A 21,439-nucleotide genomic window follows, 5' to 3' on the forward strand; every position below is an offset into this window, starting at 1 on the left:
CATCATGGCGAAAAAATCCTTCTTCTGCATCGACGGCCACACCTGCGGCAACCCGGTGCGCCTGGTCGCCGGCGGCGGGCCGCTGCTCGAGGGGGCGACGATGATGGAGCGGCGGGCGCATTTCCTCGCCGAATATGACTGGATCCGCACCGGGCTGATGTTCGAGCCGCGCGGCCATGACGTGATGTCGGGCTCGATCCTCTACCCGCCGACGCGCGAGGACTGCGACATCGCCATCCTGTTCATCGAGACCTCGGGCTGCCTGCCGATGTGCGGCCATGGTACGATCGGCACCGTCACGATGGCGATCGAACACGGGCTGGTGAAGCCAAAGACGCCGGGCGTCTTGAGGCTCGACACGCCGGCCGGCCTTGTCATCGCCGAATACAAACAGGTCGGCGAATATGTCGAGGAGGTGCGCATCACCAACGTGCCGTCCTTCCTCTATGCTGAAGGATTGACCGTCGACTGCCCGGTGCTCGGGGAGATCAGCGTCGACGTCGCCTATGGCGGCAATTTCTACGCCATCGTCGAGCCACAGAAGAATTATCGGGACATGGCCGATTACTCGGCGGGCAACCTCATCGCCTGGAGCCCGGTGGTGCGCCAGCGCCTCAACGAGAAATACTCTTTCGTGCATCCGGAGAACCCCGGCATCAACCGGCTCTCGCATATGCTGTGGACGGGCAAGCCGAAACATGCCGAGGCCGATGCGCGCAACGCCGTCTTCTATGGCGACAAGGCGATCGACCGCTCGCCTTGCGGCACGGGCACCTCGGCACGCATGGCGCAGCTCCATGCCAAGGGCAAGCTCAAGCCCGGCGACAGTTTCGTGCATGAATCGATCATCGGCTCGCTGTTCAAGGGCAGGGTCGAAAAGGAGGTCAGCGTGGCGGGCAAGCCGGCGATCATCCCCTCGATCGGCGGCTGGGCACGGATGACCGGGTTGAACACCATCTTCATCGACGACCGCGATCCGTTCGCGCACGGGTTCATCGTCACATAAGCGTCATAGCTCACGCAACGGAAGGCGCTCCGGCTAAAATGGAGTGCCTTCGTTCGCGCAAGAAATCTTCACATCACCTTCTTTTGACGGCACTTTCTTCGAAAGGACGGGCATTATAGGGGTGAATCGTCAAAGACATTGCGTTATGCCAATGATAGGGTCCGCGATAGTCCAGGGGTCGGGCGCGAAAAAACGGGCAATCGGACGGCGTGCTTCCAAACCACGCGGAGCGATTGAAAAATCACGTTGCAATCCGGGCTCGAAACTTTACGACTAGGGGCAATACGAAAAGGAATGCGTCCTGAAAGGCGACATTCCAGGGGAGCCGCATAAATATGCAGTATTTCGTCCAGCAGCTTATCAATGGGCTGACGCTGGGATCGATCTATGGGCTGATCGCGATCGGCTACACGATGGTCTACGGCATCATCGGCATGATCAATTTCGCCCATGGCGACATCTTCATGGTCGGCGCCTTCACGGCGCTCATCGTCTTCCTGATCCTTGGCGCGCTGTTCTATTCGGTGCCGGTCGTGGTGGCGCTCCTGATCATGATGATCGTGGCGATGCTTCTCACCAGCCTCTACAACTGGACGATCGAGAAGGTAGCCTACCGGCCGCTGCGCGGCTCGTTCCGCCTGGCGCCGCTGATCACCGCCATCGGCATGTCGATCGCGCTGTCCAACTTCGTCCAGGTCACGCAAGGGCCGCGCAACAAGCCGATTCCGCCGCTGGTCAGCCAAGTCTACACTGTTGATGGCGTGAGCGTTTCACTGAAGCAGATCCTCATCGTGATCGTCACCGTCATACTGCTGGCGATCTTCTGGTATCTCGTCAACAGAACGGCGCTCGGGCGGGCGCAGCGCGCCTGCGAACAGGACCGCAAGATGGCCGCGCTGCTGGGCATCGACGTCGACCGCACCATCTCCATCACCTTCATCATGGGCGCGGCCCTTGCCGCGGTCGCCGGCACGCTGTTCCTGATGTATTACGGCGTCGTGGTGTTCTCGGACGGCTTCGTGCCGGGCGTGAAAGCCTTCACGGCGGCCGTGCTTGGCGGCATCGGCTCCCTGCCCGGCGCCGTGCTCGGAGGATTGCTCATCGGCTTCATCGAGAGCATGTGGTCGGCCTATTTCTCGATCGACTACAAGGACGTCGCCGCTTTCTCGATCCTGGCGATCGTGCTGATTTTCCTGCCCTCCGGCATCCTCGGCCGGCCTGAAGTCGAAAAGGTCTGATCCTCATGGCCGCTACCGTGTCTTCGGAGCGCGACGCCGTCGCTACTCCCATCCAACGTGCTTTCCGCGAGGCGCTTTACGCCGGCGCCATTTCGCTCGGCCTGTTCGTGCTTTTCATCGGTCTCAGGACCGACCAGAACATCAGCAACGAACTGATCCTGGTGCAGCGCTGGGGCTTGCTCGCCCTGGTGGTCATTGCCACTGCCGTTGGCCGCTTCCTGTATGTTGCTTATGGCCAGCCCTTCCTGGCGAGTCTGAAGGTCGCCGACATCGACACAGGCCTGCTGCCCGAGACCGTGGCGGCACGCTTCTTCAGGATGCCTTTTTTCATAGCCGCGGTCGTTATCGCAGCCTTGCTGTTCGTGCTGGCCGGCTCGCTTGACGGGCTGCTCGGACCCGACCTTGCCGGCTACGCACGCTTCGTGCGGGCGTTGGCGATCATCTATGCCGTCGCCTGGGTAATGTATTATTTCCGGGCCTTCATCCACGCCCACTTGTCGGCGTTGGGCATCAGCGCGCTGGCGCTCTATCCGGTCGTCGTCGTGCTGGTGCTTGCGCTGATGACAGGGTCGATGGCGGGAGGTTTTCAGGGCTCTCTGAAGTGGGTCGACAATTTCGGCATACAGATCCTGATCTATGTGATGCTGGCTTGGGGGCTGAACATCGTCATCGGCCTCGCCGGACTGCTCGACCTCGGTTATGTCGCCTTCTATGCTGTCGGCGCGTATGCCTACGCGCTGCTCGGCACGCATTTCGGCCTGTCCTTCTGGATTCTGCTTCCGGCCGCCGGCTGCATGGCCGCATTCTGGGGCGTCATGCTCGGCTTTCCGGTGCTGCGATTGCGCGGCGACTATCTGGCGATCGTCACGCTCGCCTTCGGCGAGATCATCCGGCTCGTGCTGATCAACTGGCGCGAAGTGACCAATGGTTCGGCCGGCATCTCCGGCATTCCGAAAGTCTCGTTCTTCGGCCTGATGACGTTCAACGTCTCCGATCCGAACTACATCGCTAAGGTTTTGAACATCGCCACATCGAGCGCCTACTACAAGATTTTCCTCTATTATCTAATCTTGGGGCTCTGCCTCCTCACCGCCTTCGTCACCGTCAGACTGCGCCGTCTGCCGGTCGGCAGGGCGTGGGAAGCGCTACGTGAGGACGAGATCGCCTGCCGCTCGCTCGGCATCAACACCACCACTACCAAGCTGACGGCGTTCGCCACCGGCGCCATGTTCGGCGGCTTTGCCGGCTCGTTCTTCGCCGCACGGCAAGGGTTCGTCAGCCCAGAATCCTTCGTCTTCCTGGAATCGGCGATCGTCCTTGCCATCGTCGTGCTTGGCGGCATGGGTTCGCTGATCGGCATCGCCGTAGCGGCACTGGTGATGATCGGCGGCACTGAAGCGTTGCGAGAACTCGACTTCCTGAAGCGGGTCTTCGGTCCCGATTTCACGCCTGAACTCTACCGCATGCTTTTGTTCGGCATGGCCATGGTGATCGTCATGCTGTGGAAGCCGCGCGGCTTCGTCGGCAGCCGCGAGCCCACGGCCTTCCTCAAGCAGCGAAGAGCGGTCTCGGCCTCCTTCACCAAGGAGGGCCACGGCTGATGAACGCGACCCCTTCCTCGAACGACTTCATCCTGCAGGTCGAGCATCTGTCGATGAAGTTCGGCGGCCTGGTCGCCATCGGCGACCTGTCGTTCCAGGCCAGGCGCGGCGAGATCACCGCGTTGATCGGCCCGAACGGCGCCGGCAAGACCACGGTGTTCAACTGCATCACCGGCTTCTACAAGCCGACCGAAGGCATGATGACGCTGAACCGGAACGACGGCTCGACCTATCTGCTCGAGCGCCTGCCCAACCATGAGATCCCGGCGCGCGCCAAGGTGGCGCGCACTTTCCAGAACATCCGCCTGTTCTCCGGCATGACGCTGCTCGAGAACCTGCTCGTTGCTCAGCACAACAAGCTGATGAAGGCATCGGGCTATACCCTTCTCGGCCTGTTCGGCTTTCCGAGCTATCGACAGGCTTCGGCCGAATCGATCGAGCTCGCCAGGCACTGGCTGGAGAAGGCCGATCTCGTCGACCGCGCCGACGATCCCGCGGGCGACCTGCCCTATGGCGCGCAGCGGCGCCTGGAGATCGCGCGCGCCATGTGCACGGGGCCGGAGCTTCTGTGCCTGGACGAACCGGCCGCCGGCCTCAATCCGAAGGAATCGGCCGCGCTCAACGAGCTGTTGATGGGCATCAAAAGCACCGGCACGTCGATCCTGCTCATCGAGCATGACATGTCGGTGGTGATGCAGATCTCCGACCATGTCGTCGTGCTCGAATACGGCCGCAAGATTTCCGACGGCAATCCGGCATCGGTCAGGACCGACCCGCGCGTCATCGCCGCCTATCTCGGTGTCGACGACGAAGAGGTCGAGACGGTGCTGACCGAGGTCGGCGACGAGGACGTAATCGAGCAGCTCGATACCGGCCCCGATTCCGCGCATGGGCCCGGCAATTCCGCTTCGATGATGGCGGGGCCGGTTTCCGATTCCGTCGAACATGCGAATGAGGGCGAGCGGGTCACCGTGTCGAAGGGCGCCTCGAAGGCGGCGCAGGTCGACGCGCGCGCCGCCTCGATAGCCAGCAAGCCCCAATCGGCAGCCAAGCCGGCCGCGAAATCCGGCACTGCGAAAGCGGCACCTAACAAGCCGGCTGCCAAGGCGCCCGCCGCGAAAGCCGGCAGTGCTTCGAAGGGCAAGGACACAGCGGCCAAGCCCACAGCGGGCAAGCGTGGAGGGCGCAAATAATGGCCGGCACAACGCTGCTCGACATCAAGGGCGTCGAGACCTATTACGGCAACATCCGGGCGCTGAACGGCGTCAATGTGCAGGTCAACCAGGGTGAGATCGTGGCGCTTATCGGCGCCAACGGCGCCGGCAAGTCGACCTTGATGATGACCATCTTCGGCGCTCCGCGCGCGCGGACCGGCACCATCACCTTCGCCGGCACCGAGATCACCCAGCTGCCGACGCACGAGATCGCCCGCCTGCGTATCGCCCAGTCGCCGGAAGGACGCCGCATCTTCCCGCGCATGACGGTGATGGAAAACCTGCAGATGGGCGCCAGCCTCGACAACCTCAAACATTATGACGAGGACGTCGAAAAGGTGTTCACGCTGTTCCCGCGGCTGAAGGAGCGCATCACCCAGCGCGGCGGCACCCTGTCGGGCGGCGAGCAGCAGATGCTGTCGATCGGGCGCGCGCTGATGGCGCGGCCGAAACTGCTTTTGCTCGACGAGCCGTCGCTGGGCTTGGCGCCGCTGATCGTCAAGCAGATCTTCGACGCCATCCGCGAGCTCAACAAGACGCAGGGGCTGACCGTGTTCCTGGTGGAGCAGAACGCCTTCGGCGCGCTCAAACTGGCCACGCGCGGTTATGTCATGGTCAACGGCAATGTGACGATGAGCGGCACCGGCAAGGAGTTGCTCGCCAATCCGGAAGTGCGGGCCGCCTATCTCGAAGGCGGACATCATTAGAGCGCGATGACTTTCCCAGGATCGCCATCCCGCTCTAAGGCTTTATTCTTGAAGCATGATCTTCTCCGAAAAGTCTGCAACTTTTCGGGATCATGCTAAGATCTGGGGATATCAACCATGCAGGGTATTATCTACGAAGAGGCCACGATCTGGCAGTTTCTGTTCGTCACAGGCCTGCTTGGCGGCGGGGCGGCATGGATGACAGGCAAGGCGGCGGCTCAGACCTGGAGCACGTATCTCCAGCTGTTTTTCTACCTGCTCGGTCTCGGCATCGGCGTCAGGTTCATCCATCACGCTTTGTTCGAGGGCACGATGTTCTCGCTGCATTACTATATCGTCGACACCATCGTGCTGATGATTTTCGGCTTCGTCGGCTATCAATACACGCGCACCAACCAAATGGTCACACAGTATAACTGGCTCTATGAAAGAGCTTCCTTGTTAAGCTGGAAACCGAAAGCTTGACGTTCACCATTACGCCGTTTCGGGGATGAATCGGCGTGACAAGTGCCTGAAAATCGGCATTCTATGCTTTCTGCGATAAGGGTGGGCATCGCATGAAAGTATCATCCACGCCCACTCCGTAAATGGGAGCGTTTCAATGAAAAAATCACTTTTGTCCGCCGTGGCGCTGACCGCGTTCGTCGCGTTCAGCGGCAGCGCGTGGGCCGACATCCTGATCGGCGTCGCCGGTCCGATCACCGGTCCGAACGCCGCCTTCGGCGCGCAGTTGCAGAAGGGCGCGGAACAGGCGATCGCCGACATCAACGCGGCGGGCGGCATCCTCGGCCAGCAGCTCAAACTCGAGATCGGTGACGACGTCTCCGACCCCAAGCAAGGCATCTCGGTCGCCAACAAGTTCGTCGCCGATGGCGTCAAGTATGTCGACGGCCACTTCAATTCGGGCGTCTCGATCCCGGCGTCGGAAGTCTATCAAGAGAACGGCATCCTCGAGATCACGCCGGCCGCGACCAATCCGAAGTTCACCGAGCGCGGCATGTGGAACACCTTCCGCACCTGCGGTCGCGACGACCAGCAGGGCAAGGTGGCCGGCGATTACATCGCCAAGAACTTCAAGGATGCCAAGATCGCCATCATCCACGACAAGACGCCTTATGGCCAGGGTCTTGCCGACGAGACCAAGAAGAACCTGAACGCCAACGGCATCAAGGAAGTATTATATGAAGGCGTGAATGTCGGCGACAAGGACTTCTCGGCCCTCATCGCCAAGATGAAGGAAAACGGTGTCACGCTCATCTATTGGGGCGGCCTGCACACCGAAGCCGGCCTGATCATCCGTCAGTCGGCTGACCAGGGCCTGAAGGCGCCGCTGTTCTCGGGCGACGGTATCGTCTCCAACGAACTGGCCTCGATCGCGGGTGATGCCGTTGCCGGCACGCTCAACACCTTCGCTCCGGATCCGCGCAAGAATCCGGCCGCCAAGGAAGTGGTGGAGAAGTTCCGCGCCAACGGCTTCGAGCCGGAAGCCTACACGCTCTATTCCTATGCCGCGGTGCAGATCATCGCCCAGGCCATCGCCAAGACCGGCTCGGCCGACGATGCGCAGAAGGTCGCCGAGACGATCAGGGCCAACACCTGGAAGACGGCCATCGGCGACATCGGTTACGACGCCAAGGGCGACATCACCCGTCCCGACTATGTCATCTACGAGTGGAAGAAGGGCGACGACGGCAAGTACAGCTACTTCGAGAAATAAGCCGGCAAACTCAAGCCGACTGTTCGGAATGCCCGGCGCTTGCGCCGGGCATTTTCGTTTGCGGATTTGCGGCCGGCCGGAAAGCTCCGTGCTATCCCGTGGACTTGCCGTCCACCGCCGACTGCCGATGTTCGAAGAACAGCAATGACGATTTGGCGCAAACAGGCGACTTAAATCGTTTTAGCTGTCGCGCAAATTTGTTTGCGCTGCAGCATTTTCCCTTTAATCATTGCGCCGGTTCATCTCCCTTCCGCTGCTGGAGCCCAGTCCTTGGCCATCACGAAGATCCTCGTCGCCAACCGGTCCGAAATCGCCATCCGCGTGTTCCGCGCGGCCAACGAGCTCGGCCTCAAAACCGTGGCGATCTGGGCGGAGGAGGACAAATATTCGCTGCACCGCTTCAAGGCCGACGAGAGCTATCAGGTCGGGCGCGGGCCGCATCTCGCCAAGGACATGGGGCCGATCGAGAGCTACCTGTCGATCGAGGAGGTGATCCGGGTCGCCAGGCTGTCGGGCGCCGACGCCATCCATCCCGGTTACGGCCTTCTCTCGGAGAGCCCGGAATTCGCAGAAGCCTGCGCCGAAGTCGGCATCACCTTCATCGGGCCGAAGCCAGAAACGATGCGCAGGCTGGGCAACAAGGTCGCCGCGCGCAACCTGGCGATCGAGGTTGGCGTGCCGGTGGTGCCGGCAACCGAACCGCTGCCGGACGACATGGACGAGGTGAAGAAGCTCGCGGCGCAAATCGGCTATCCGGTGATGCTCAAGGCCTCGTGGGGCGGCGGCGGCCGCGGCATGCGCGCCATCCGTTCCGAAGCCGACCTCGCGCGCGAGGTGATGGAGGGCAAGCGCGAGGCCAAGGCCGCATTCGGCAAAGACGAGGTCTATCTCGAAAAGCTGATCGAGCGCGCCCGCCATGTCGAGGTGCAGGTGCTGGGCGACACCCACGGCAATGCGGTGCATCTGTTCGAGCGCGACTGCTCGATCCAACGCCGCAACCAGAAGGTCGTGGAGCGTGCGCCGGCGCCCTATCTCAGCGAAGAACTGCGCCAGGAGCTCTGCGGCTACGCGCTCAAGATAGCGCGCGAGACCAGCTATATCGGCGCCGGCACGGTCGAGTTCCTGCAGGACGCCGACACCGGCAAGTTTTACTTCATCGAGGTCAATCCGCGCATCCAGGTCGAGCACACCGTCACCGAGCAGGTGACGGGCATCGACATCGTCAAGGCACAGATCCACATCCTCGACGGCTTCGCCATCGGTACCAAGCAATCGGGCGTGCCGGCGCAGAAGGACATCAGGCTGAACGGCCATGCGCTCCAGTGCCGCATCACCACCGAGGATCCGGAGCACAATTTCATCCCGGACTATGGCCGCATCACCGCCTATCGCGAGGCGGCAGGCTTCGGCATCCGGCTCGACGGCGGCACCGCCTATTCGGGCGCGGTCATCACCCGCTTCTACGATCCGCTGCTCGAAAAGGTGACGGCTTGGGCGCCGACACCCGGCGAGGCGATTTCGCGCATGAACCGGGCGCTGCGCGAGTTCCGCATCCGTGGCGTCGCCACCAACCTCACCTTCCTCGAAGCGATCATCAACCACCCGCGCTTCGCCGACAATTCCTATACGACCAGGTTCATCGACACGACGCCGGAGCTGTTCGAGCAGGTGAAGCGGCAGGACCGCGCTACCAAGCTGCTCAACTACCTCGCCGACGTCAGCGTCAACGGCCATCCGGAGACGCGCGGCCGGCCGATGCCGAAGGCGAATGCGGCCGCACCCGTGGTGCCCTACCTCAACGGCCATGTTCCGGACGGCAGCAAGCAGAGGCTCGATGCGCTAGGCCCCGAGAAATTCGCGGCCTGGATGCGCGAGCAGCGCCAGGTGCTGGTCACCGACACGACGATGCGCGACGGCCACCAGTCGCTGCTCGCCACGCGCATGCGCACCTATGACATCGTCGGCATCGCCGGCACCTATGCGCGGGCGTTGCCGCAGCTCTTATCGCTGGAATGCTGGGGCGGCGCGACGTTCGACGTCGCCATGCGCTTCCTTACCGAGGATCCGTGGGAGCGGCTGAGCAAAGTGCGCGAGGCGGCGCCCAATCTTCTGCTGCAGATGCTTTTGCGCGGCGCCAACGGCGTCGGCTACACCAACTATCCCGACAATGTCGTCCAGCATTTCGTCGCCCAAGCGGCAGCCGGCGGCGTCGATCTGTTCCGCGTCTTCGACTGCCTGAACTGGGTCGAGAACATGCGCGTCGCCATGGACGCGGTCGGCGCCGAGGGCAAGCTGGTCGAGGCGGCGATGTGCTATACCGGCGACATCCTCGATCCGGCCCGCGCCAAATACGACCTCAAATACTATGTCGGGCTGGCCAAGGAGTTGGAAGCCGCCGGCGCGCATATCATCGCCGTCAAGGACATGGCCGGCCTGTTGAAGCCGGCCGCGGCGCGCGTGCTTTTCAAGGCGCTGCGCGAGGCGACCGACCTGCCGATCCATTTCCACACGCATGACACGTCGGGGCTTTCGGCAGCGACGGTGCTGGCGGCGGTGGAGAGCGGCGCCGACGCGATCGACGCGGCGATGGATTCCTTCTCCGGCAACACCTCGCAGCCCTGCCTCGGCTCGATCGTCGAGGCGCTGAAGGGCACCGAGCGCGATCCCGGTCTCGATCCGCAATGGATCCGCCGCATTTCCTTCTACTGGGAAGCGGTGCGCAACCAGTACGCCGCCTTCGAGAGCGACCTCAAGGGACCGGCCTCCGAAGTCTACCTGCACGAGATGCCGGGCGGCCAGTTCACCAACCTAAAGGAACAGGCGCGCTCGCTTGGCCTGGAGACGCGCTGGCATGAGGTCGCGCAGGCCTATCACGACGTCAACCTGATGTTCGGCGACATCGTCAAGGTGACGCCGTCGTCCAAGGTGGTGGGCGACATGGCGCTGATGATGGTCAGCCAGGATCTCACCGTCGCCGATGTCGAGAACCCCGCCAAGGACATCGCCTTCCCGGATTCGGTCGTGTCGATGCTGCGCGGCGATCTCGGCCAGTCGCCCGGCGGTTGGCCGGCGGCACTGCAAAAGAAGGCGCTGAAGGGCGAGAAGCCGATCACTGTGCGGCCCGGCTCGCTGCTAAAAGCAGCCGATCTCAAGGCCAGCCGCAAGGACATCGAGGGCAAGCTCGACCGCAAGCTCTCGGAATATGAGTTCGCCTCCTGGCTGATGTACCCCAAGGTGTTCACCGATTTCGCCGCGGCGCAGGAGACCTACGGGCCGGTGAGCGTGCTGCCGACGCCGACCTATTTCTACGGCATGAAGCCGGAAGACGAGATCTTCCTCGACATCGAGAAGGGCAAGACGCTGGTGGTTCGCTGCCAGGCGTTCGGCGATGTCGACGACAAGGGCATGGTCACCGTGTTCTTCGAGCTCAATGGCCAGCCGCGCCGCGTCAAGGTGCCGGACAGGGCGCATGGCGCTTCCGCCGCCAAGGCGCGCCGCAAGGCCGAGCCCGGCAATGAGGCGCATGTCGGCGCACCGATGCCCGGCGTCGTGTCGGCGCTTGCCGTGGCGGCCGGACAAGCGGTCAAGGCGGGCGACGTGCTCTTGTCGATCGAGGCCATGAAGATGGAAACCGCGCTGCATGCTGAACGCGACGGCGAGGTCGCCGAGGTGCTGGTCAAGGCCGGCGACCAGATCGATGCGAAGGATCTCTTGATCGCCTTCAAGTAGGTGCGATCGGGACGTCGAACGGACGATTGACAGCAGCCGTCCACAGCCGCTCGACAAGTGTCTTGACCCGCCGCGCCCGCTCGGGCAGGGAACCCGCTCTAATTCGCCGTGGCGGGAATCGCCATCGCTTCAGAAGACGCGGAGAGAAAAATGGCCGACGAAATCACCGAGACCAGCCAGACTGTAGCCGCCGGCCAGCTGCGCACCATCATCGAGCGCATCGAGCGGCTCGAGGAAGAGAAGAAGACGATCTCCGACGACATCAAGGATGTCTATGCCGAAGCCAAGGGCACCGGCTTCGACACCAAGGCGATCCGCACCATCGTGCGGCTGCGCAAGAAGGACCAGGCCGAGCGCCAGGAGGAAGAATCGATCCTGGATCTCTACAAGGCCGCCCTCGGCATGGCGTAAGCCTCATGGCCGGAGACCGGCCATGAACGAATTCGACTTCGGCGGCCGTCGCGCCTCGGAGTTCCGCCATCGCGGCTTCTGGGCGCTGTTCGCCGAACGGCACCCGCAAGAAAGGCAAAGGCTCGCACGACGCGGGCCTTGGTTCTGGCAGCGCGGGCTGCCGGATTTCGCTTTGGTCCTTTCGATGTATGTCGCACCGGCGCAGAACCATGTCGGCGTCTTCTTCGGGCGCAATGAGAAGTTCGGCGCCACGGAGTCCTGGTCGCGGCTGAAACCGTTCCAGCCGGCGATCGAATCCAGGCTGAAGCTCAGGCCCGAGCAGAGCTGTGAAGGTCTCGGCATCAACTCGATGTGGCGGGTGAACTGCTACGCCGAGGACAATTGGCCGGCCATGAGCGACTGGCTGGTACGGGAATGCTCACGCTTCGAAGAAGCCGTGACCGACGTTCTCGGGCAGCGATAGGTCGCCGGCGATGACGGGTTTTTTCCGGACGCGGTGGAGGGGCGAAGTGCCGCTCGACCGGCTGTTCTGGCGCGACATGCTGCTGGTCGGGACCATCTTGAGCATCGCCTCTTCGGCGCTGGCGCTGATCCTGCTTGGATTGAAGCTGCCGCTCTGGCTGGTGCTGGCGGTGCATTTCCTCCCCGTTCCCTACAACATCTTCCTGACGGTCGCCGTCTGGCGGACCGCGGAGAAGGTCGGGGGTTTCAAGGCGCAGCTGATGATGCTCGGTTCCGCGCTCTGGCTGATCGCGACGGTCGTGGCATGAGCCATACGAAAAAGGGCGGCCGAAGCCGCCCTTTGCAAAGCCCATCTCCAAGGCATCAAGCTGCCGGTTCGAAGCGCAGCGCCACGCCGTTGATGCAATAGCGCAGGCCAGTCGGCGGCGGGCCGTCCTCGAAAACGTGACCGAGATGGCTGCCGCAGCGCGAGCAGTGGCATTCGGTGCGTACCATGCCGTAGCTGCGGTCGACGGTGGTCTCGATCGCGCCCGGGACCGGATCGTTGAAGCTCGGCCAGCCGGTGCCGCTCTCGAATTTCAGCTTGGATTCGAACAAAGGCTGGTCGCAGCCGACGCAATAGAAGGTGCCGGCACGCTTCTCGTAGAGCAGGGCGCAACTGCCGGGGCGCTCGGTGCCGTGATTGCGCATGACGGCATATTGCTCCGGCGTCAGCCGGGCGCGCCACTCGGCATCGGTGCGGGTCACGGGATAGGCGTGGGTGTCCATGAAATCTCCTTGGCCTTGGCGGCTCGTTGTTGCTTGCAACGGATATTCGCCCAAATATAGGCCCTTGTTACAGGTGCTTCCAGCGAAAGCGAGCTAATGCTTGCGTGACAGCTGCCTAGTCGCTGCCTCAAGCCCGGCCAATGTCAGCGGGAACATGCGGCCGCCGAAGATGTCGCTGATCAGCTGGATCGAGTGGGTGTAGCGCCAGTTCTTCTCGGCTTCGGGGTTCAGCCAGATCGCATTCGGCCATTGCTGCAAAAGGCGAGCCAGCCACACACTGCCCGCCTCCGGATTCCAGTGCTCGACCGAGCCGCCCGGATGCGCGATCTCGTAAGGGCTCATCGAGGCATCGCCGACGACGATCACCTTATAGTCCGGCCCGTATTTGTGGATGAGATCGAAGGTCGGGATCGTCTCGGCCAGGCGCCGGCGGTTGTCCTTCCAGACGCGCTCGTAAAGGCAATTGTGGAAGTAGAAATATTCGAGCTGGCGGAACTCGGCGCGCGCGGCGGAAAACAGTTCCTCAACGCCGCGTATATGGTCGTCCATCGAGCCGCCGACATCGAAGAACATCAGGAGCTTCACGGCATTGCGCCGCTCGGGCCGCGTTTTGACGTCGAGATAGCCATGCTCGGCGGTGGCGTGGATGGTGCCGGGCAGGTCGAACTCCTCCTCGGCGCCCTCGCGCACCCAGCGTCGCAGCCGCTTCAGCGCCACCTTGATGTTGCGGGTGCCGAGCTCGACGGTGTCGTCGAAGTTCTTGAATTCGCGCTTGTCCCAGACCTTCACCGCGCGGCGATGGCGGCTTTCATGCTGGCCGATGCGAACCCCTTCGGGGTTGTAGCCATAGGCGCCGAAGGGCGAGGTGCCGCCGGTGCCGATCCATTTCGAGCCGCCCTGATGCCGGCCCTTCTGCTCCTCGAGGCGCTGCTTCAGCGTCTCCATCAGTCTGTCGAAACCGCCCAGCGCTTCGACCAGCTTTTTTTCCTCCTCGCTCAGGTGCTTTTCCGCCAGCCGGCGCAGCCATTCCTCGGGGATGTCAGCGACATCGATGGCATCGGGACCGCCGAGCGCCTCGACACCCTTGAAGACATGCGCGAAGACCTGGTCGAAACGATCGATATGACGCTCATCCTTCACCAGGGCCGAGCGGGCGAGGTAGTAGAAAGCCTCGACGTCATAGTCGACGAGCCCCGCTTCCAGTCCCTCCAGCAGCGACAGATATTCCCTGAGCGAAACAGGAAACCGCGCGGCCTTCAGTTCGAGGAAGAAGGGGATGAACATCAGTGCCTACAGCAGATCGTATTCGATGAATCCGGTCCGCCGCGCCACATGGTCGTAGAGCTTACGCGCGGTGGCGTTGGTCTCGTGCGTCATCCAGTAGACATTCTTGACGCCGATCTTGCCGGCCTCGTCCTGCACGGCTTTGATCAGCGCCGCGCCCACGCCCTTGCCGCGCACCTCAGGGTCGGCGAACAGATCCTGCAGATAGCAGTTGTTGACCTGCGACCAGCAGGAGCGGTGATAGAGATAGTGAGTCAGGCCTACGGCCTTGCCGTGAAACGTGGCGATGAAGCCCTTCGGTTCGAACTCGCCTTCCGTGAACAGGCGCTTCCAGGTGACGTCGTAGGCCTCCTCCGGCAGCTTGGTCTCGTAGAAGGTCAGATAGGCGGTCCACAGCCTCCGCCAGTCGGCGTGATCGGACTGATCGAGCGGGCGGATGGTAATCTCGGACATTTCTTCCTCCAAGCTTTGGCGCGAGGCTGCGGCAGATGTCCCGTGCGGGCAACGGTCCACAGCCGGCGAAAATGCTATTGCTGTTGGCCTATTGCTGCCGTCTGGCCATGAAGGCCAACCGCTCGAACAGGTGCACGTCCTGCTCGTTCTTCAAGAGCGCGCCGTGCAGTTTCGGCAGCATGTTCTTCGGATCCGCGCGCAGGTCGTCGGGTGCGATGTCGTCGGCGACCAGCAGGCGGATCCAGTCGAGCGCTTCGGAGGTCGAGGGCTTCTTCTTCAGGCCCGGCACGTCGCGGATCTCGTAGAACTGGGTTAGTGCCGCCCGCACCAAATTCTGCTTGATGCCGGGGTAATGCACCTCGACGATCCGGTGCAGCGTGTCGATGTCGGGGAAGCGGATATAGTGGAAGAAGCAGCGGCGCAGGAAGGCGTCCGGCAGTTCCTTCTCATTGTTCGAGGTGATGATGACGATGGGCCGGAACTCGGCGCGGATAGTCTCGCCGGTCTCGTAGACGAAGAACTCCATCCGGTCGAGCTCCTGCAGGAGGTCGTTGGGGAATTCGATGTCGGCCTTGTCGATCTCGTCGATCAACAGCACGACTTTTTTCTGCGCCGCGAAGGCATCCCACAGCTTGCCGCGCTTGATGTAATTGGCGATGTCGTTGAAGCGTTCGTCGCCGAGCTGGCTGTCGCGCAGCCGCGAGACGGCGTCATATTCGTAAAGGCCCTGTTGCGCCTTGGTGGTCGATTTGACGTTCCATTCGATGAAATCGAGCCCAAGCGCCGAAGCCACCTGGCGGGCAAGCTCGGTCTTGCCGGTGCCGGGCTCGCCCTTGACCAGCAGGGGCCGCTCCAGCGCGATCGCGGCGTTCACCGCGACCATCAGATCCTTGTCGGCGACGTAAGCCGCAGTGCCTTCGAAACGCATTCTTTCTCCTGTCCGTGCGGCTGGACCGTAAGGATGCTGGCCGGCCTGCGCAAGGCGTGGCGACGCCGCGGAGCGCGCGACAAGAATTTACAGGGCCGGGCGAGCTATCCTTCTGGCGCGCGGCTAATGATCGGCCTATATTTGCTATCGGCGGTCTGCGCTTCCCGGCAGGAGAAACTTATCCCCGGGGCCTTATCGATCCTTAGGGAGCTGTCCCTGGGAAGACCCGTGGGTTTTCTCACACGGCGCCCACCTACTTTGTAGGCACCCGGGATCGACCTCTCCACCGGTTGTGTGGATCGTCGCTCTCCCGTTTTCGGGAGACATGCGCCTTCTCTCTGTTTTGACGCAATTCCGGACGGAAAAACCGCTGCGCACTTTTCCTGCGCTAGAAACGTCGCTCCTAAAACGCCATCCAAATCCGATTTTTTCTAGCGTCCGCGCATGAGCTCTTCCAAAGATCTGAAAAAACAGCTTCGCAAGGAAGCGTTGGCGCGCCGCGATGCGCTCGACGAGTTCTGGCGCGTCGAGATCGCGCTCGAAATGGCCGAGATCGCGAAGGAAAAAATCGACTTCGAACCCGGCGAGGTCGTCTCCGGCTTCTGGCCGATGCGCTCGGAGGTCGATGTGCGGCCGCTGATGTTCGCCCTGCGCGAAAAGGGCGCCAGGCTCTGCCTGCCGGCGATCCTGGACAAGACCACGATCGTCTTTCGCGAGCTGGTGCGCGGCGCGCCGATGGTCGAGATGGGCTTCGGCACGGTCGGGCCGCATGAAGAGGCGGAAGTGCTCGACCCGACGCTCATGCTGGTGCCGCTCGCCGCCTTCGACGCCCGCGGCCACCGCATCGGCTATGGCGCCGGCTATTATGACCGCGCGATCGCCAGGCTGGCCGAAAAGGGCATCGCGCCCAGGCTGATCGGCATCGCCTTCAACTGCCAGGAAGTTGAAATGGTCCCTGACGAGAACCATGACGTGATCATTCCGGAAATACTGAGCGAGAGCGGGTTGCGCCGCTTCGCGCCCCAATTATAGATAGTCGGCGAGGCTGATGGTCTTCGCGGAAGTCATGCAGCTTGGCAGACTTCGGCTCGGGATCGTATGAGACTTCTCTTCCTCGGCGATATGGTTGGCAAAACAGGGCGCACGGCAGTCTGGGAGCAGCTGCCGGGGCTGATTTCCGACTTCAAGCTGGATTTCGTCATCGTCAATGGCGAGAACGCCGCCGGCGGCTTCGGCATCACCGAGGAGATCTTTCGCGAGACGCTCGCGGCCGGCGCGGATGTCGTCACCACCGGCAATCACGTCTGGGATCAGCGCGACGCGCTGATCTTCGCGCCGCGCGAGGAGCGCTTCCTGCGTCCCTCCAATTTTCCCAGGGGCACGCCGGGCCGCGGCTCGGGCGTCTACATTGCCCGCAATGGCGCACGCGTGCTGGTCGCCAACATCATGGGCCGCGTCTTCATGCATCCCGAGCTCGACGATCCGTTCCAGGCCGGCGAGCGTGAGCTTGCGGCCTGCCCGCTCGGCGAGCAGGCCGATGCGGCGGTCATCGATTTCCACGCCGAGGCGACGTCGGAGAAGATGTGCTTCGCGCATTTTGTCGACGGCCGCGCCAGCCTCGTGGTCGGCACGCACACGCACCAGCCGACTGCCGACCATCAGATCCTCAATGGCGGCACCGCCTATATTTCGGACGCCGGCATGTGCGGCGATTATGATTCCTCGCTCGGTATGGATAAGGAAGAGCCGCTCAACCGGTTCCTTTCCAAGGTGCCGAAGGGCCGCTTCGAGGCTTCGTCAGGGCCCGCGACGCTCTGCGGCGTCGGCGTCGATATTTCCGACCGCACCGGGCTTGCCGAAAAAATCGCGCCGTTTCGTCGCGGGCCGCGGCTGGAAGAAACGGCGCCGTCCTTCTGGTCGTGACATTGATATAAGCGAGATCAATACCTAACTGGCGACGAAACCCGCGAAAACTGCTCTAGATCGTAGAGGGGACGACCTTCATGCAGCTTGTCGAATTTCTGGCGCCGCACTTTCATTTTGTTTCCGATCCGACCGCGTGGGTCGCGCTTTTGACCCTCGTGGTGCTCGAGGTCGTGCTCGGCATCGACAATCTGATCTTCATCTCGATCCTGACCAACAAGCTGCCGGAAGCGCAGCGCGCCCGCGCGCGTCGGCTCGGCATTTCGGCGGCGCTGATCATGCGCCTGATCCTGCTCGCCACGATCTCGATCATCGTGCAATTGACGACGCCGGTGTTCACCGCCTTCGGCCACGGCTTTTCGTGGCGCGACCTGATCCTGATCGCCGGCGGCCTGTTCCTGGTCTGGAAGGCTACCAAGGAAATCCATCACACGGTCGATCCGCAGGACCATCAGGACACGATGGTCGGCGGCACGCTGCAGATGAGCCTTGCCGGCGCGATCTTCCAGATCCTGCTGCTCGACCTCGTCTTCTCGATCGATTCCATCATCACCGCCGTCGGCATGACCGACGAGATCGCCATCATGTATATCGCGGTCATCGTGGCGGTGAGCGTGATGATGATGGCGGCGACGCCGCTCGCCAATTTCATCGCCAGGAACCCCTCTATCGTCATGCTGGCACTTGGCTTCCTTTTGATGATCGGCATGACGCTGATCGCCGACGGCATGGGCTATCACGTGCCCAAGGGCTACATCTACGCCGCCATGGGCTTTTCCGCCCTGGTCGAAGCCCTCAACATGCTGGCGCGGCGGCGTAAGAGGCAGAGGTCTGGCGAGGGGCACTGAGGCTTGCCACCACGCCGGCGAGCCGCTAGGCCGAAACACCCTTCGGGTGACGGTCGCCGATCAGGCCGAGCGTCAGGCCCTGTTCCAGCCAGGCCTTGGCGCCGGCGAGCACCAGCGAGAAGCCGTCGGTGGATCCGACCGCCTGCTTGACCTGTTCGTCGGCGGAACCGGCGAAGCCGAAATTGCGGACTTCGAGGAAGGTCGCTTCATCGAGCAATTTGGCGAAGGTCCAGACGACGGTGGTCGGCGGATCGCTCCACCGCATGACGATCTTCTCGTTGGTGACGATCTCGCTCACCTCGACCTTGGTCGAGACGCCATACATGCGCCACTCCCATTCGACCGGCTTGCCCTCATCCAGGCGGCCGCTGGAATGCGTGAACCAGAATTTCGTGGTGACCGCCGGATCGACGATGGCTTCGAACACCTCAGCGACCGGTCGACATGGCGGTTTCGGCGATGGGAGGTTCTCTGAGCTCCATACGACTCTCCTTTCCGACAGGATTCACCAGGCGTCCGGCTCACGCACCAGGTGAATGATGTTGGCCGGGTTGGTGATCCAGCCGCCACGAAAGCCTTCACCCAAAGGCTCTATTGCGTCGCAGCGCGCGACACCAGCCTTGGCAAGATGCGAGGCCGCGCTCTTGAAGTCCGGTGTGAAAAGCTCCAGCCAGATTTCAGCCTGGCTCATCATCGGCGCCTCGTCGATCCAGAGGCGATTGGGACCAAGTTCGAAACCGATCGCCGGCGCCTTGGCCGTAAACGGCTTCAACCCCACAACATCGCGATAGAAGGCGATCGTTGTCTCGTATTGGTGCGACGGCACCTTCATGGCGATGTTGATGCCGCCGGTAATCTCGGTGTCCATTGCCGATCCTCTTGATTGCGTTGGATGTCGTTACGGCAGGTTGATCTGCCAGGAGATGCCGAAGCGGTCGTTGAGCCAGGCGAAACGCTGGCTGAAGCCGTAATTGCCGGTCGGCATCAGGAAGCTGCCGTCCTTGGAAAGAACGCCGACGATCCGCTCGAGCTCCTCTTCGGACGAGCAGTCGACAAAGAAGGAAAGGGACGGCGTAAAGGTGAAGGCGTGGTGGACGGGGCTGTTGTAGATCCTGACCTCGACGCCGCCGATTAACGCGCGCGCCAGCTTGAGCATTCCTTCGGCCCCGTCTTCGCCCGAGCCATAGCGCATGATGTCGAGGATCTGGCTGTCGGGAATGGTCTCGCAATAGAGGGTCATGGCCTCCTCGGCCTTTCCCTCGAACATCAGGAATGGCGTTGCTTTCGTCATCGGGCGACCTCTCCTGCCGGATATCGGGACCTGAATGTCAGCTCAGGTGTTGGTCTCGTTGGCCGGCTCGCCGCGCAGCTCGCTGCGGTAGTAGCCGTCGCGCAGATTGATGCCGTATTCGAGATAGGCCTTCATGCAGGCCAGCATCTGCGACCAGCCCTCGCAATTCAGGTAGGATTTCTTCAGGCCGGTCTCGCCTTCATGCCAGCCGGACTCGGCGATGGTGACGAAGGTGCCGCCGTCCTCAAGCGGCTCGAAATTCATTTCGATACGGGTCTTGTAGGCGGGCTTGCCGTCGGCGTCTGTTGCGTCCCAGCGCAGCACGATGCGCTTGTCCTTCGTTACCTCGCCGACCTCCACCGGGACAGACTTCCACCAGGTGACAGTGGTGCCGGCGACAAGCGGAGCCGAAGCGCCGCCTATGGTGGTGAAATAGCCGCTGAGCTTTGTCGGATTGACGACGGCATCGAAGACCTCGCCGACCGGTTTGCCGATGCGTCCGGATATCCTGAATCCCAAGGACATATCCACAGCTCCTTCCTTGCTGCTCGAGACGATATGTTATAGAAATATAACGTGTCAAGTCAAACCTCCGACGACCATGTTTTCAAGGCCTTGGCGCACCCGCGCAGGCGTGAATTGCTGGATCGCCTGAAGGATCAGCCGCAGACCACCGGCGCGCTGTGCGAGGCTTTCCCGGACATGGACCGCTGCACCGTGATGATGCACCTGAAGGTGCTGGAGGAGGCCGATCTGGTGGTGGCGAAGCGTGAGGGGCGCGAACGCTGGAACCATCTCAATGCGCTGCCGATCAAGCAGATCCACGACCGCTGGATCAGCCAGTATGCCGGCCACGCCATCAGCATTCTCGATCGGCTGAGGTCCGATCTGGAGGGGTGAGGGGCCGGCTCAACGCCGAAGTAAAGGCGCGTCTGGACGAATTGAGCCGATTTATCTATAAGCCGGCCATTCCGACAAAGAGCGCCGCGTGCCTTAGCAGGCATGCCCGGGACGTTCTGAAAGATTGAATTCGAGCATTTTGCCGAAGATGCGGTGACGACACCTCGCTTCGAGATGCTCTAGCCGAACACGACAGGGGTGCCATGGCTGGCCATTCGCAGTTTAAGAACATCATGCACCGCAAGGGCCGCCAGGACGCGGTGCGGTCGAAAATGTTTTCCAAGCTGGCGCGCGAAATCACCGTCGCCGCCAAGACCGGCACGCCGGATCCGGCGATGAACCCCAGGCTGCGCCTTGCGGTGCAGAACGCCAAGGCCGTGTCGATGCCGAAGGACAACATCCAGCGCGCCATCAACAAGGCGTCCGCGGGCGACGCGGAAAATTACGAGGCCGTGCGCTATGAAGGCTACGGCCCCGGCGGCGTAGCGCTGATCGTGGAAGTGCTGACCGACAACCGCAACCGCTCGGCCTCCAATGTGCGCGCCGCCTTCACCAAGGCCGGCGGGGCGCTCGGCGAAACCGGCTCGGTGTCGTTCATGTGGAACCGCGTCGGCGAAATCTATTACCCGGCCTCGGCCGGCAGCGCCGACAAAGTGATGGAAGCCGCAATCGAGGCCGGCGCCGACGATGTGGAGTCGGACGAGGAAGGTCACACGATCTATTGCGCCTTCGAAAATCTCGGTGAAGTGTCGAAGTCGCTGGAGGCCGCGCTCGGCGAAGCGGAATCGGTCAAGCCGATCTGGCAGCCGCAGAACAACGTCCCGGTCGACGAAGAGCGGGCGCAGTCGCTGATGAAGCTGGTCGCCACGCTCGAGGACGATGACGACGTGCAGAGCGTCTATGCCAATTTCGAGGTCGACGACGAGACGATGGCCAAGCTCAGCGCGGCCTGACCGGCT

The 21,439-nt window shown here is 62.3% G+C and carries 22 protein-coding genes, 1 other RNA gene and 2 pseudogenes; 17 read left to right on the forward strand and 8 right to left on the reverse strand.

All coding sequences use genetic code 11. From position 1 onward, the window contains the following. The first annotated feature begins 4 nt into the window (after positions 1–4). The 11 genes and pseudogenes from LB528_RS14445 (at position 5) to LB528_RS14495 (ending at position 12,393) form a co-directional block, all read left to right on the forward strand. On the forward strand, positions 5–1,006 hold the full coding sequence (locus LB528_RS14445; RefSeq protein ID WP_224510921.1) for a 4-hydroxyproline epimerase: 1,002 nt from the start codon (positions 5–7) through the stop codon (positions 1,004–1,006). 335 nt (positions 1,007–1,341) lie between these two features. Continuing rightward, positions 1,342–2,244: a branched-chain amino acid ABC transporter permease gene (locus LB528_RS14450; protein ID WP_140841756.1), complete on the forward strand. Its 903-nt coding sequence runs from the start codon at positions 1,342–1,344 to the stop codon at positions 2,242–2,244. 5 nt (positions 2,245–2,249) lie between these two features. After that, a complete protein-coding gene (gene livM / locus LB528_RS14455) occupies positions 2,250–3,845 on the forward strand; it encodes a high-affinity branched-chain amino acid ABC transporter permease LivM (RefSeq protein WP_224715301.1) in 1,596 nt (531 codons plus the stop codon). After that, positions 3,845–5,020: pseudogene (locus LB528_RS14460) on the forward strand (ABC transporter ATP-binding protein); the annotation flags it as partial. The gene livM and the pseudogene LB528_RS14460, both read left to right, overlap by 1 nt. A 17-nt stretch (positions 5,021–5,037) precedes the next feature. Further along, the gene (locus LB528_RS14465) at positions 5,038–5,766 is read left to right on the forward strand and encodes an ABC transporter ATP-binding protein (RefSeq protein ID WP_224715302.1); all 729 of its coding nucleotides are present in this window, start codon (positions 5,038–5,040) and stop codon (positions 5,764–5,766) included. Positions 5,767–5,883: 117 nt separating this feature from the next. Next, the gene (locus LB528_RS14470; protein ID WP_224510914.1) at positions 5,884–6,231 is read left to right on the forward strand and encodes a DUF6867 family protein; all 348 of its coding nucleotides are present in this window, start codon (positions 5,884–5,886) and stop codon (positions 6,229–6,231) included. 136 nt (positions 6,232–6,367) lie between these two features. Then, positions 6,368–7,483 carry a branched-chain amino acid ABC transporter substrate-binding protein gene (locus LB528_RS14475; RefSeq protein WP_224510912.1) on the forward strand — a complete coding sequence of 372 codons (1,116 nt, stop codon included), beginning with the start codon at positions 6,368–6,370 and terminating at the stop codon, positions 7,481–7,483. Positions 7,484–7,753: 270 nt separating this feature from the next. Continuing rightward, positions 7,754–11,212 (forward strand): pyruvate carboxylase, encoded by a 3,459-nt coding sequence (gene pyc, locus LB528_RS14480; RefSeq protein WP_224715303.1) that lies wholly within the window; start codon positions 7,754–7,756, stop codon positions 11,210–11,212. A 150-nt stretch (positions 11,213–11,362) separates the two neighbouring features. Continuing rightward, entirely contained in the window at positions 11,363–11,623 is a 261-nt protein-coding gene (locus LB528_RS14485) for a DUF2312 domain-containing protein (protein ID WP_095767239.1), read from the forward strand. 22 nt (positions 11,624–11,645) lie between these two features. Further along, a complete protein-coding gene (locus tag LB528_RS14490; RefSeq protein WP_224715304.1) occupies positions 11,646–12,086 on the forward strand; it encodes a hypothetical protein in 441 nt (146 codons plus the stop codon). Between the two features lie 10 nt (positions 12,087–12,096). Continuing rightward, the gene (locus tag LB528_RS14495; RefSeq protein WP_224715305.1) at positions 12,097–12,393 is read left to right on the forward strand and encodes a hypothetical protein; all 297 of its coding nucleotides are present in this window, start codon (positions 12,097–12,099) and stop codon (positions 12,391–12,393) included. A gap of 55 nt (positions 12,394–12,448) precedes the next feature. Here the strand turns inward: LB528_RS14495 and msrB are convergent, their stop codons facing one another. The 4 genes from msrB to LB528_RS14515 all read right to left on the reverse strand — a co-directional run bounded on the left by msrB (position 12,449) and on the right by LB528_RS14515 (position 15,518). Continuing rightward, positions 12,449–12,853, reverse strand: a complete 405-nt coding sequence (gene msrB, locus LB528_RS14500) for a peptide-methionine (R)-S-oxide reductase MsrB (RefSeq protein WP_112129728.1) — start codon at positions 12,851–12,853, stop codon at positions 12,449–12,451. Between the two features lie 93 nt (positions 12,854–12,946). After that, positions 12,947–14,137 carry a vWA domain-containing protein gene (locus tag LB528_RS14505; protein WP_224715306.1) on the reverse strand — a complete coding sequence of 397 codons (1,191 nt, stop codon included), beginning with the start codon at positions 14,135–14,137 and terminating at the stop codon, positions 12,947–12,949. A gap of 6 nt (positions 14,138–14,143) precedes the next feature. Beyond that, positions 14,144–14,590, reverse strand: coding sequence for a GNAT family N-acetyltransferase (locus LB528_RS14510; protein WP_224715307.1), 447 nt, complete (start codon positions 14,588–14,590; stop codon positions 14,144–14,146). Between the two features lie 88 nt (positions 14,591–14,678). Beyond that, the gene (locus tag LB528_RS14515; RefSeq protein ID WP_224715308.1) at positions 14,679–15,518 is read right to left on the reverse strand and encodes an AAA family ATPase; all 840 of its coding nucleotides are present in this window, start codon (positions 15,516–15,518) and stop codon (positions 14,679–14,681) included. Positions 15,519–15,667: 149 nt separating this feature from the next. Here LB528_RS14515 and ssrS point away from each other — a divergent pair. The 4 genes from ssrS (at position 15,668) to LB528_RS14535 (ending at position 18,289) form a co-directional block, all read left to right on the forward strand. Beyond that, a non-coding RNA gene (ssrS, locus tag LB528_RS14520) (6S RNA) lies at positions 15,668–15,823 on the forward strand. A gap of 139 nt (positions 15,824–15,962) precedes the next feature. Next, entirely contained in the window at positions 15,963–16,550 is a 588-nt protein-coding gene (locus tag LB528_RS14525) for a 5-formyltetrahydrofolate cyclo-ligase (protein WP_224715309.1), read from the forward strand. Positions 16,551–16,616: 66 nt separating this feature from the next. Further along, complete coding sequence (locus LB528_RS14530; protein WP_140546534.1) at positions 16,617–17,441, forward strand: YmdB family metallophosphoesterase; 825 nt, start codon at positions 16,617–16,619, stop codon at positions 17,439–17,441. Between the two features lie 80 nt (positions 17,442–17,521). After that, positions 17,522–18,289: a TerC family protein gene (locus LB528_RS14535; RefSeq protein WP_224715310.1), complete on the forward strand. Its 768-nt coding sequence runs from the start codon at positions 17,522–17,524 to the stop codon at positions 18,287–18,289. A 25-nt stretch (positions 18,290–18,314) separates the two neighbouring features. Here the strand turns inward: LB528_RS14535 and LB528_RS14540 are convergent. The 4 genes and pseudogenes from LB528_RS14540 to LB528_RS14555 all read right to left on the reverse strand — a co-directional run bounded on the left by LB528_RS14540 (position 18,315) and on the right by LB528_RS14555 (position 20,105). Then, a pseudogene (locus LB528_RS14540) lies at positions 18,315–18,771 on the reverse strand (SRPBCC family protein). Between the two features lie 23 nt (positions 18,772–18,794). Further along, positions 18,795–19,157: a hypothetical protein gene (locus LB528_RS14545; RefSeq protein ID WP_224715311.1), complete on the reverse strand. Its 363-nt coding sequence runs from the start codon at positions 19,155–19,157 to the stop codon at positions 18,795–18,797. 30 nt (positions 19,158–19,187) lie between these two features. Next, a complete protein-coding gene (locus tag LB528_RS14550) occupies positions 19,188–19,580 on the reverse strand; it encodes a VOC family protein (protein WP_224715312.1) in 393 nt (130 codons plus the stop codon). Between the two features lie 42 nt (positions 19,581–19,622). Further along, positions 19,623–20,105, reverse strand: a complete 483-nt coding sequence (locus tag LB528_RS14555) for an SRPBCC domain-containing protein (RefSeq protein WP_224715313.1) — start codon at positions 20,103–20,105, stop codon at positions 19,623–19,625. A 51-nt stretch (positions 20,106–20,156) separates the two neighbouring features. On the opposite strand from LB528_RS14555, the gene LB528_RS14560 reads away from it, so the two are divergent. Further along, positions 20,157–20,480 (forward strand): ArsR/SmtB family transcription factor, encoded by a 324-nt coding sequence (locus LB528_RS14560; RefSeq protein ID WP_224510890.1) that lies wholly within the window; start codon positions 20,157–20,159, stop codon positions 20,478–20,480. A gap of 203 nt (positions 20,481–20,683) precedes the next feature. After that, positions 20,684–21,433 (forward strand): YebC/PmpR family DNA-binding transcriptional regulator, encoded by a 750-nt coding sequence (locus tag LB528_RS14565; RefSeq protein ID WP_140841722.1) that lies wholly within the window; start codon positions 20,684–20,686, stop codon positions 21,431–21,433. The last annotated feature ends 6 nt before the right edge of the window (positions 21,434–21,439 follow it).

The organism is Mesorhizobium sp. CA4 (assembly GCF_020165075.1).
GTDB lineage: Bacteria > Pseudomonadota > Alphaproteobacteria > Rhizobiales > Rhizobiaceae > Mesorhizobium.

Bases quoted from the DNA above. Each gene is read 5' to 3' on its own strand.
- LB528_RS14445 (WP_224510921.1), top strand. From the start codon at position 5: ATGGCGAAAAAATCCTTCTTCTGCATCGACGGCCACACCTGCGGCAAC.
- LB528_RS14450 (WP_140841756.1), top strand. From the start codon at position 1,342: ATGCAGTATTTCGTCCAGCAGCTTATCAATGGGCTGACGCTGGGATCG.
- livM (WP_224715301.1), top strand. From the start codon at position 2,250: ATGGCCGCTACCGTGTCTTCGGAGCGCGACGCCGTCGCTACTCCCATC.
- LB528_RS14465 (WP_224715302.1), top strand. From the start codon at position 5,038: ATGGCCGGCACAACGCTGCTCGACATCAAGGGCGTCGAGACCTATTAC.
- LB528_RS14470 (WP_224510914.1), top strand. From the start codon at position 5,884: ATGCAGGGTATTATCTACGAAGAGGCCACGATCTGGCAGTTTCTGTTC.
- LB528_RS14475 (WP_224510912.1), top strand. From the start codon at position 6,368: ATGAAAAAATCACTTTTGTCCGCCGTGGCGCTGACCGCGTTCGTCGCG.
- LB528_RS14485 (WP_095767239.1), top strand. From the start codon at position 11,363: ATGGCCGACGAAATCACCGAGACCAGCCAGACTGTAGCCGCCGGCCAG.
- LB528_RS14490 (WP_224715304.1), top strand. From the start codon at position 11,646: ATGAACGAATTCGACTTCGGCGGCCGTCGCGCCTCGGAGTTCCGCCAT.
- LB528_RS14495 (WP_224715305.1), top strand. From the start codon at position 12,097: ATGACGGGTTTTTTCCGGACGCGGTGGAGGGGCGAAGTGCCGCTCGAC.
- msrB (WP_112129728.1), bottom strand. From the start codon at position 12,853: ATGGACACCCACGCCTATCCCGTGACCCGCACCGATGCCGAGTGGCGC.
- LB528_RS14505 (WP_224715306.1), bottom strand. From the start codon at position 14,137: ATGTTCATCCCCTTCTTCCTCGAACTGAAGGCCGCGCGGTTTCCTGTT.
- LB528_RS14510 (WP_224715307.1), bottom strand. From the start codon at position 14,590: ATGTCCGAGATTACCATCCGCCCGCTCGATCAGTCCGATCACGCCGAC.
- LB528_RS14515 (WP_224715308.1), bottom strand. From the start codon at position 15,518: ATGCGTTTCGAAGGCACTGCGGCTTACGTCGCCGACAAGGATCTGATG.
- LB528_RS14525 (WP_224715309.1), top strand. From the start codon at position 15,963: ATGAGCTCTTCCAAAGATCTGAAAAAACAGCTTCGCAAGGAAGCGTTG.
- LB528_RS14530 (WP_140546534.1), top strand. From the start codon at position 16,617: ATGAGACTTCTCTTCCTCGGCGATATGGTTGGCAAAACAGGGCGCACG.
- LB528_RS14535 (WP_224715310.1), top strand. From the start codon at position 17,522: ATGCAGCTTGTCGAATTTCTGGCGCCGCACTTTCATTTTGTTTCCGAT.
- LB528_RS14545 (WP_224715311.1), bottom strand. From the start codon at position 19,157: ATGGACACCGAGATTACCGGCGGCATCAACATCGCCATGAAGGTGCCG.
- LB528_RS14550 (WP_224715312.1), bottom strand. From the start codon at position 19,580: ATGACGAAAGCAACGCCATTCCTGATGTTCGAGGGAAAGGCCGAGGAG.
- LB528_RS14555 (WP_224715313.1), bottom strand. From the start codon at position 20,105: ATGTCCTTGGGATTCAGGATATCCGGACGCATCGGCAAACCGGTCGGC.
- LB528_RS14565 (WP_140841722.1), top strand. From the start codon at position 20,684: ATGGCTGGCCATTCGCAGTTTAAGAACATCATGCACCGCAAGGGCCGC.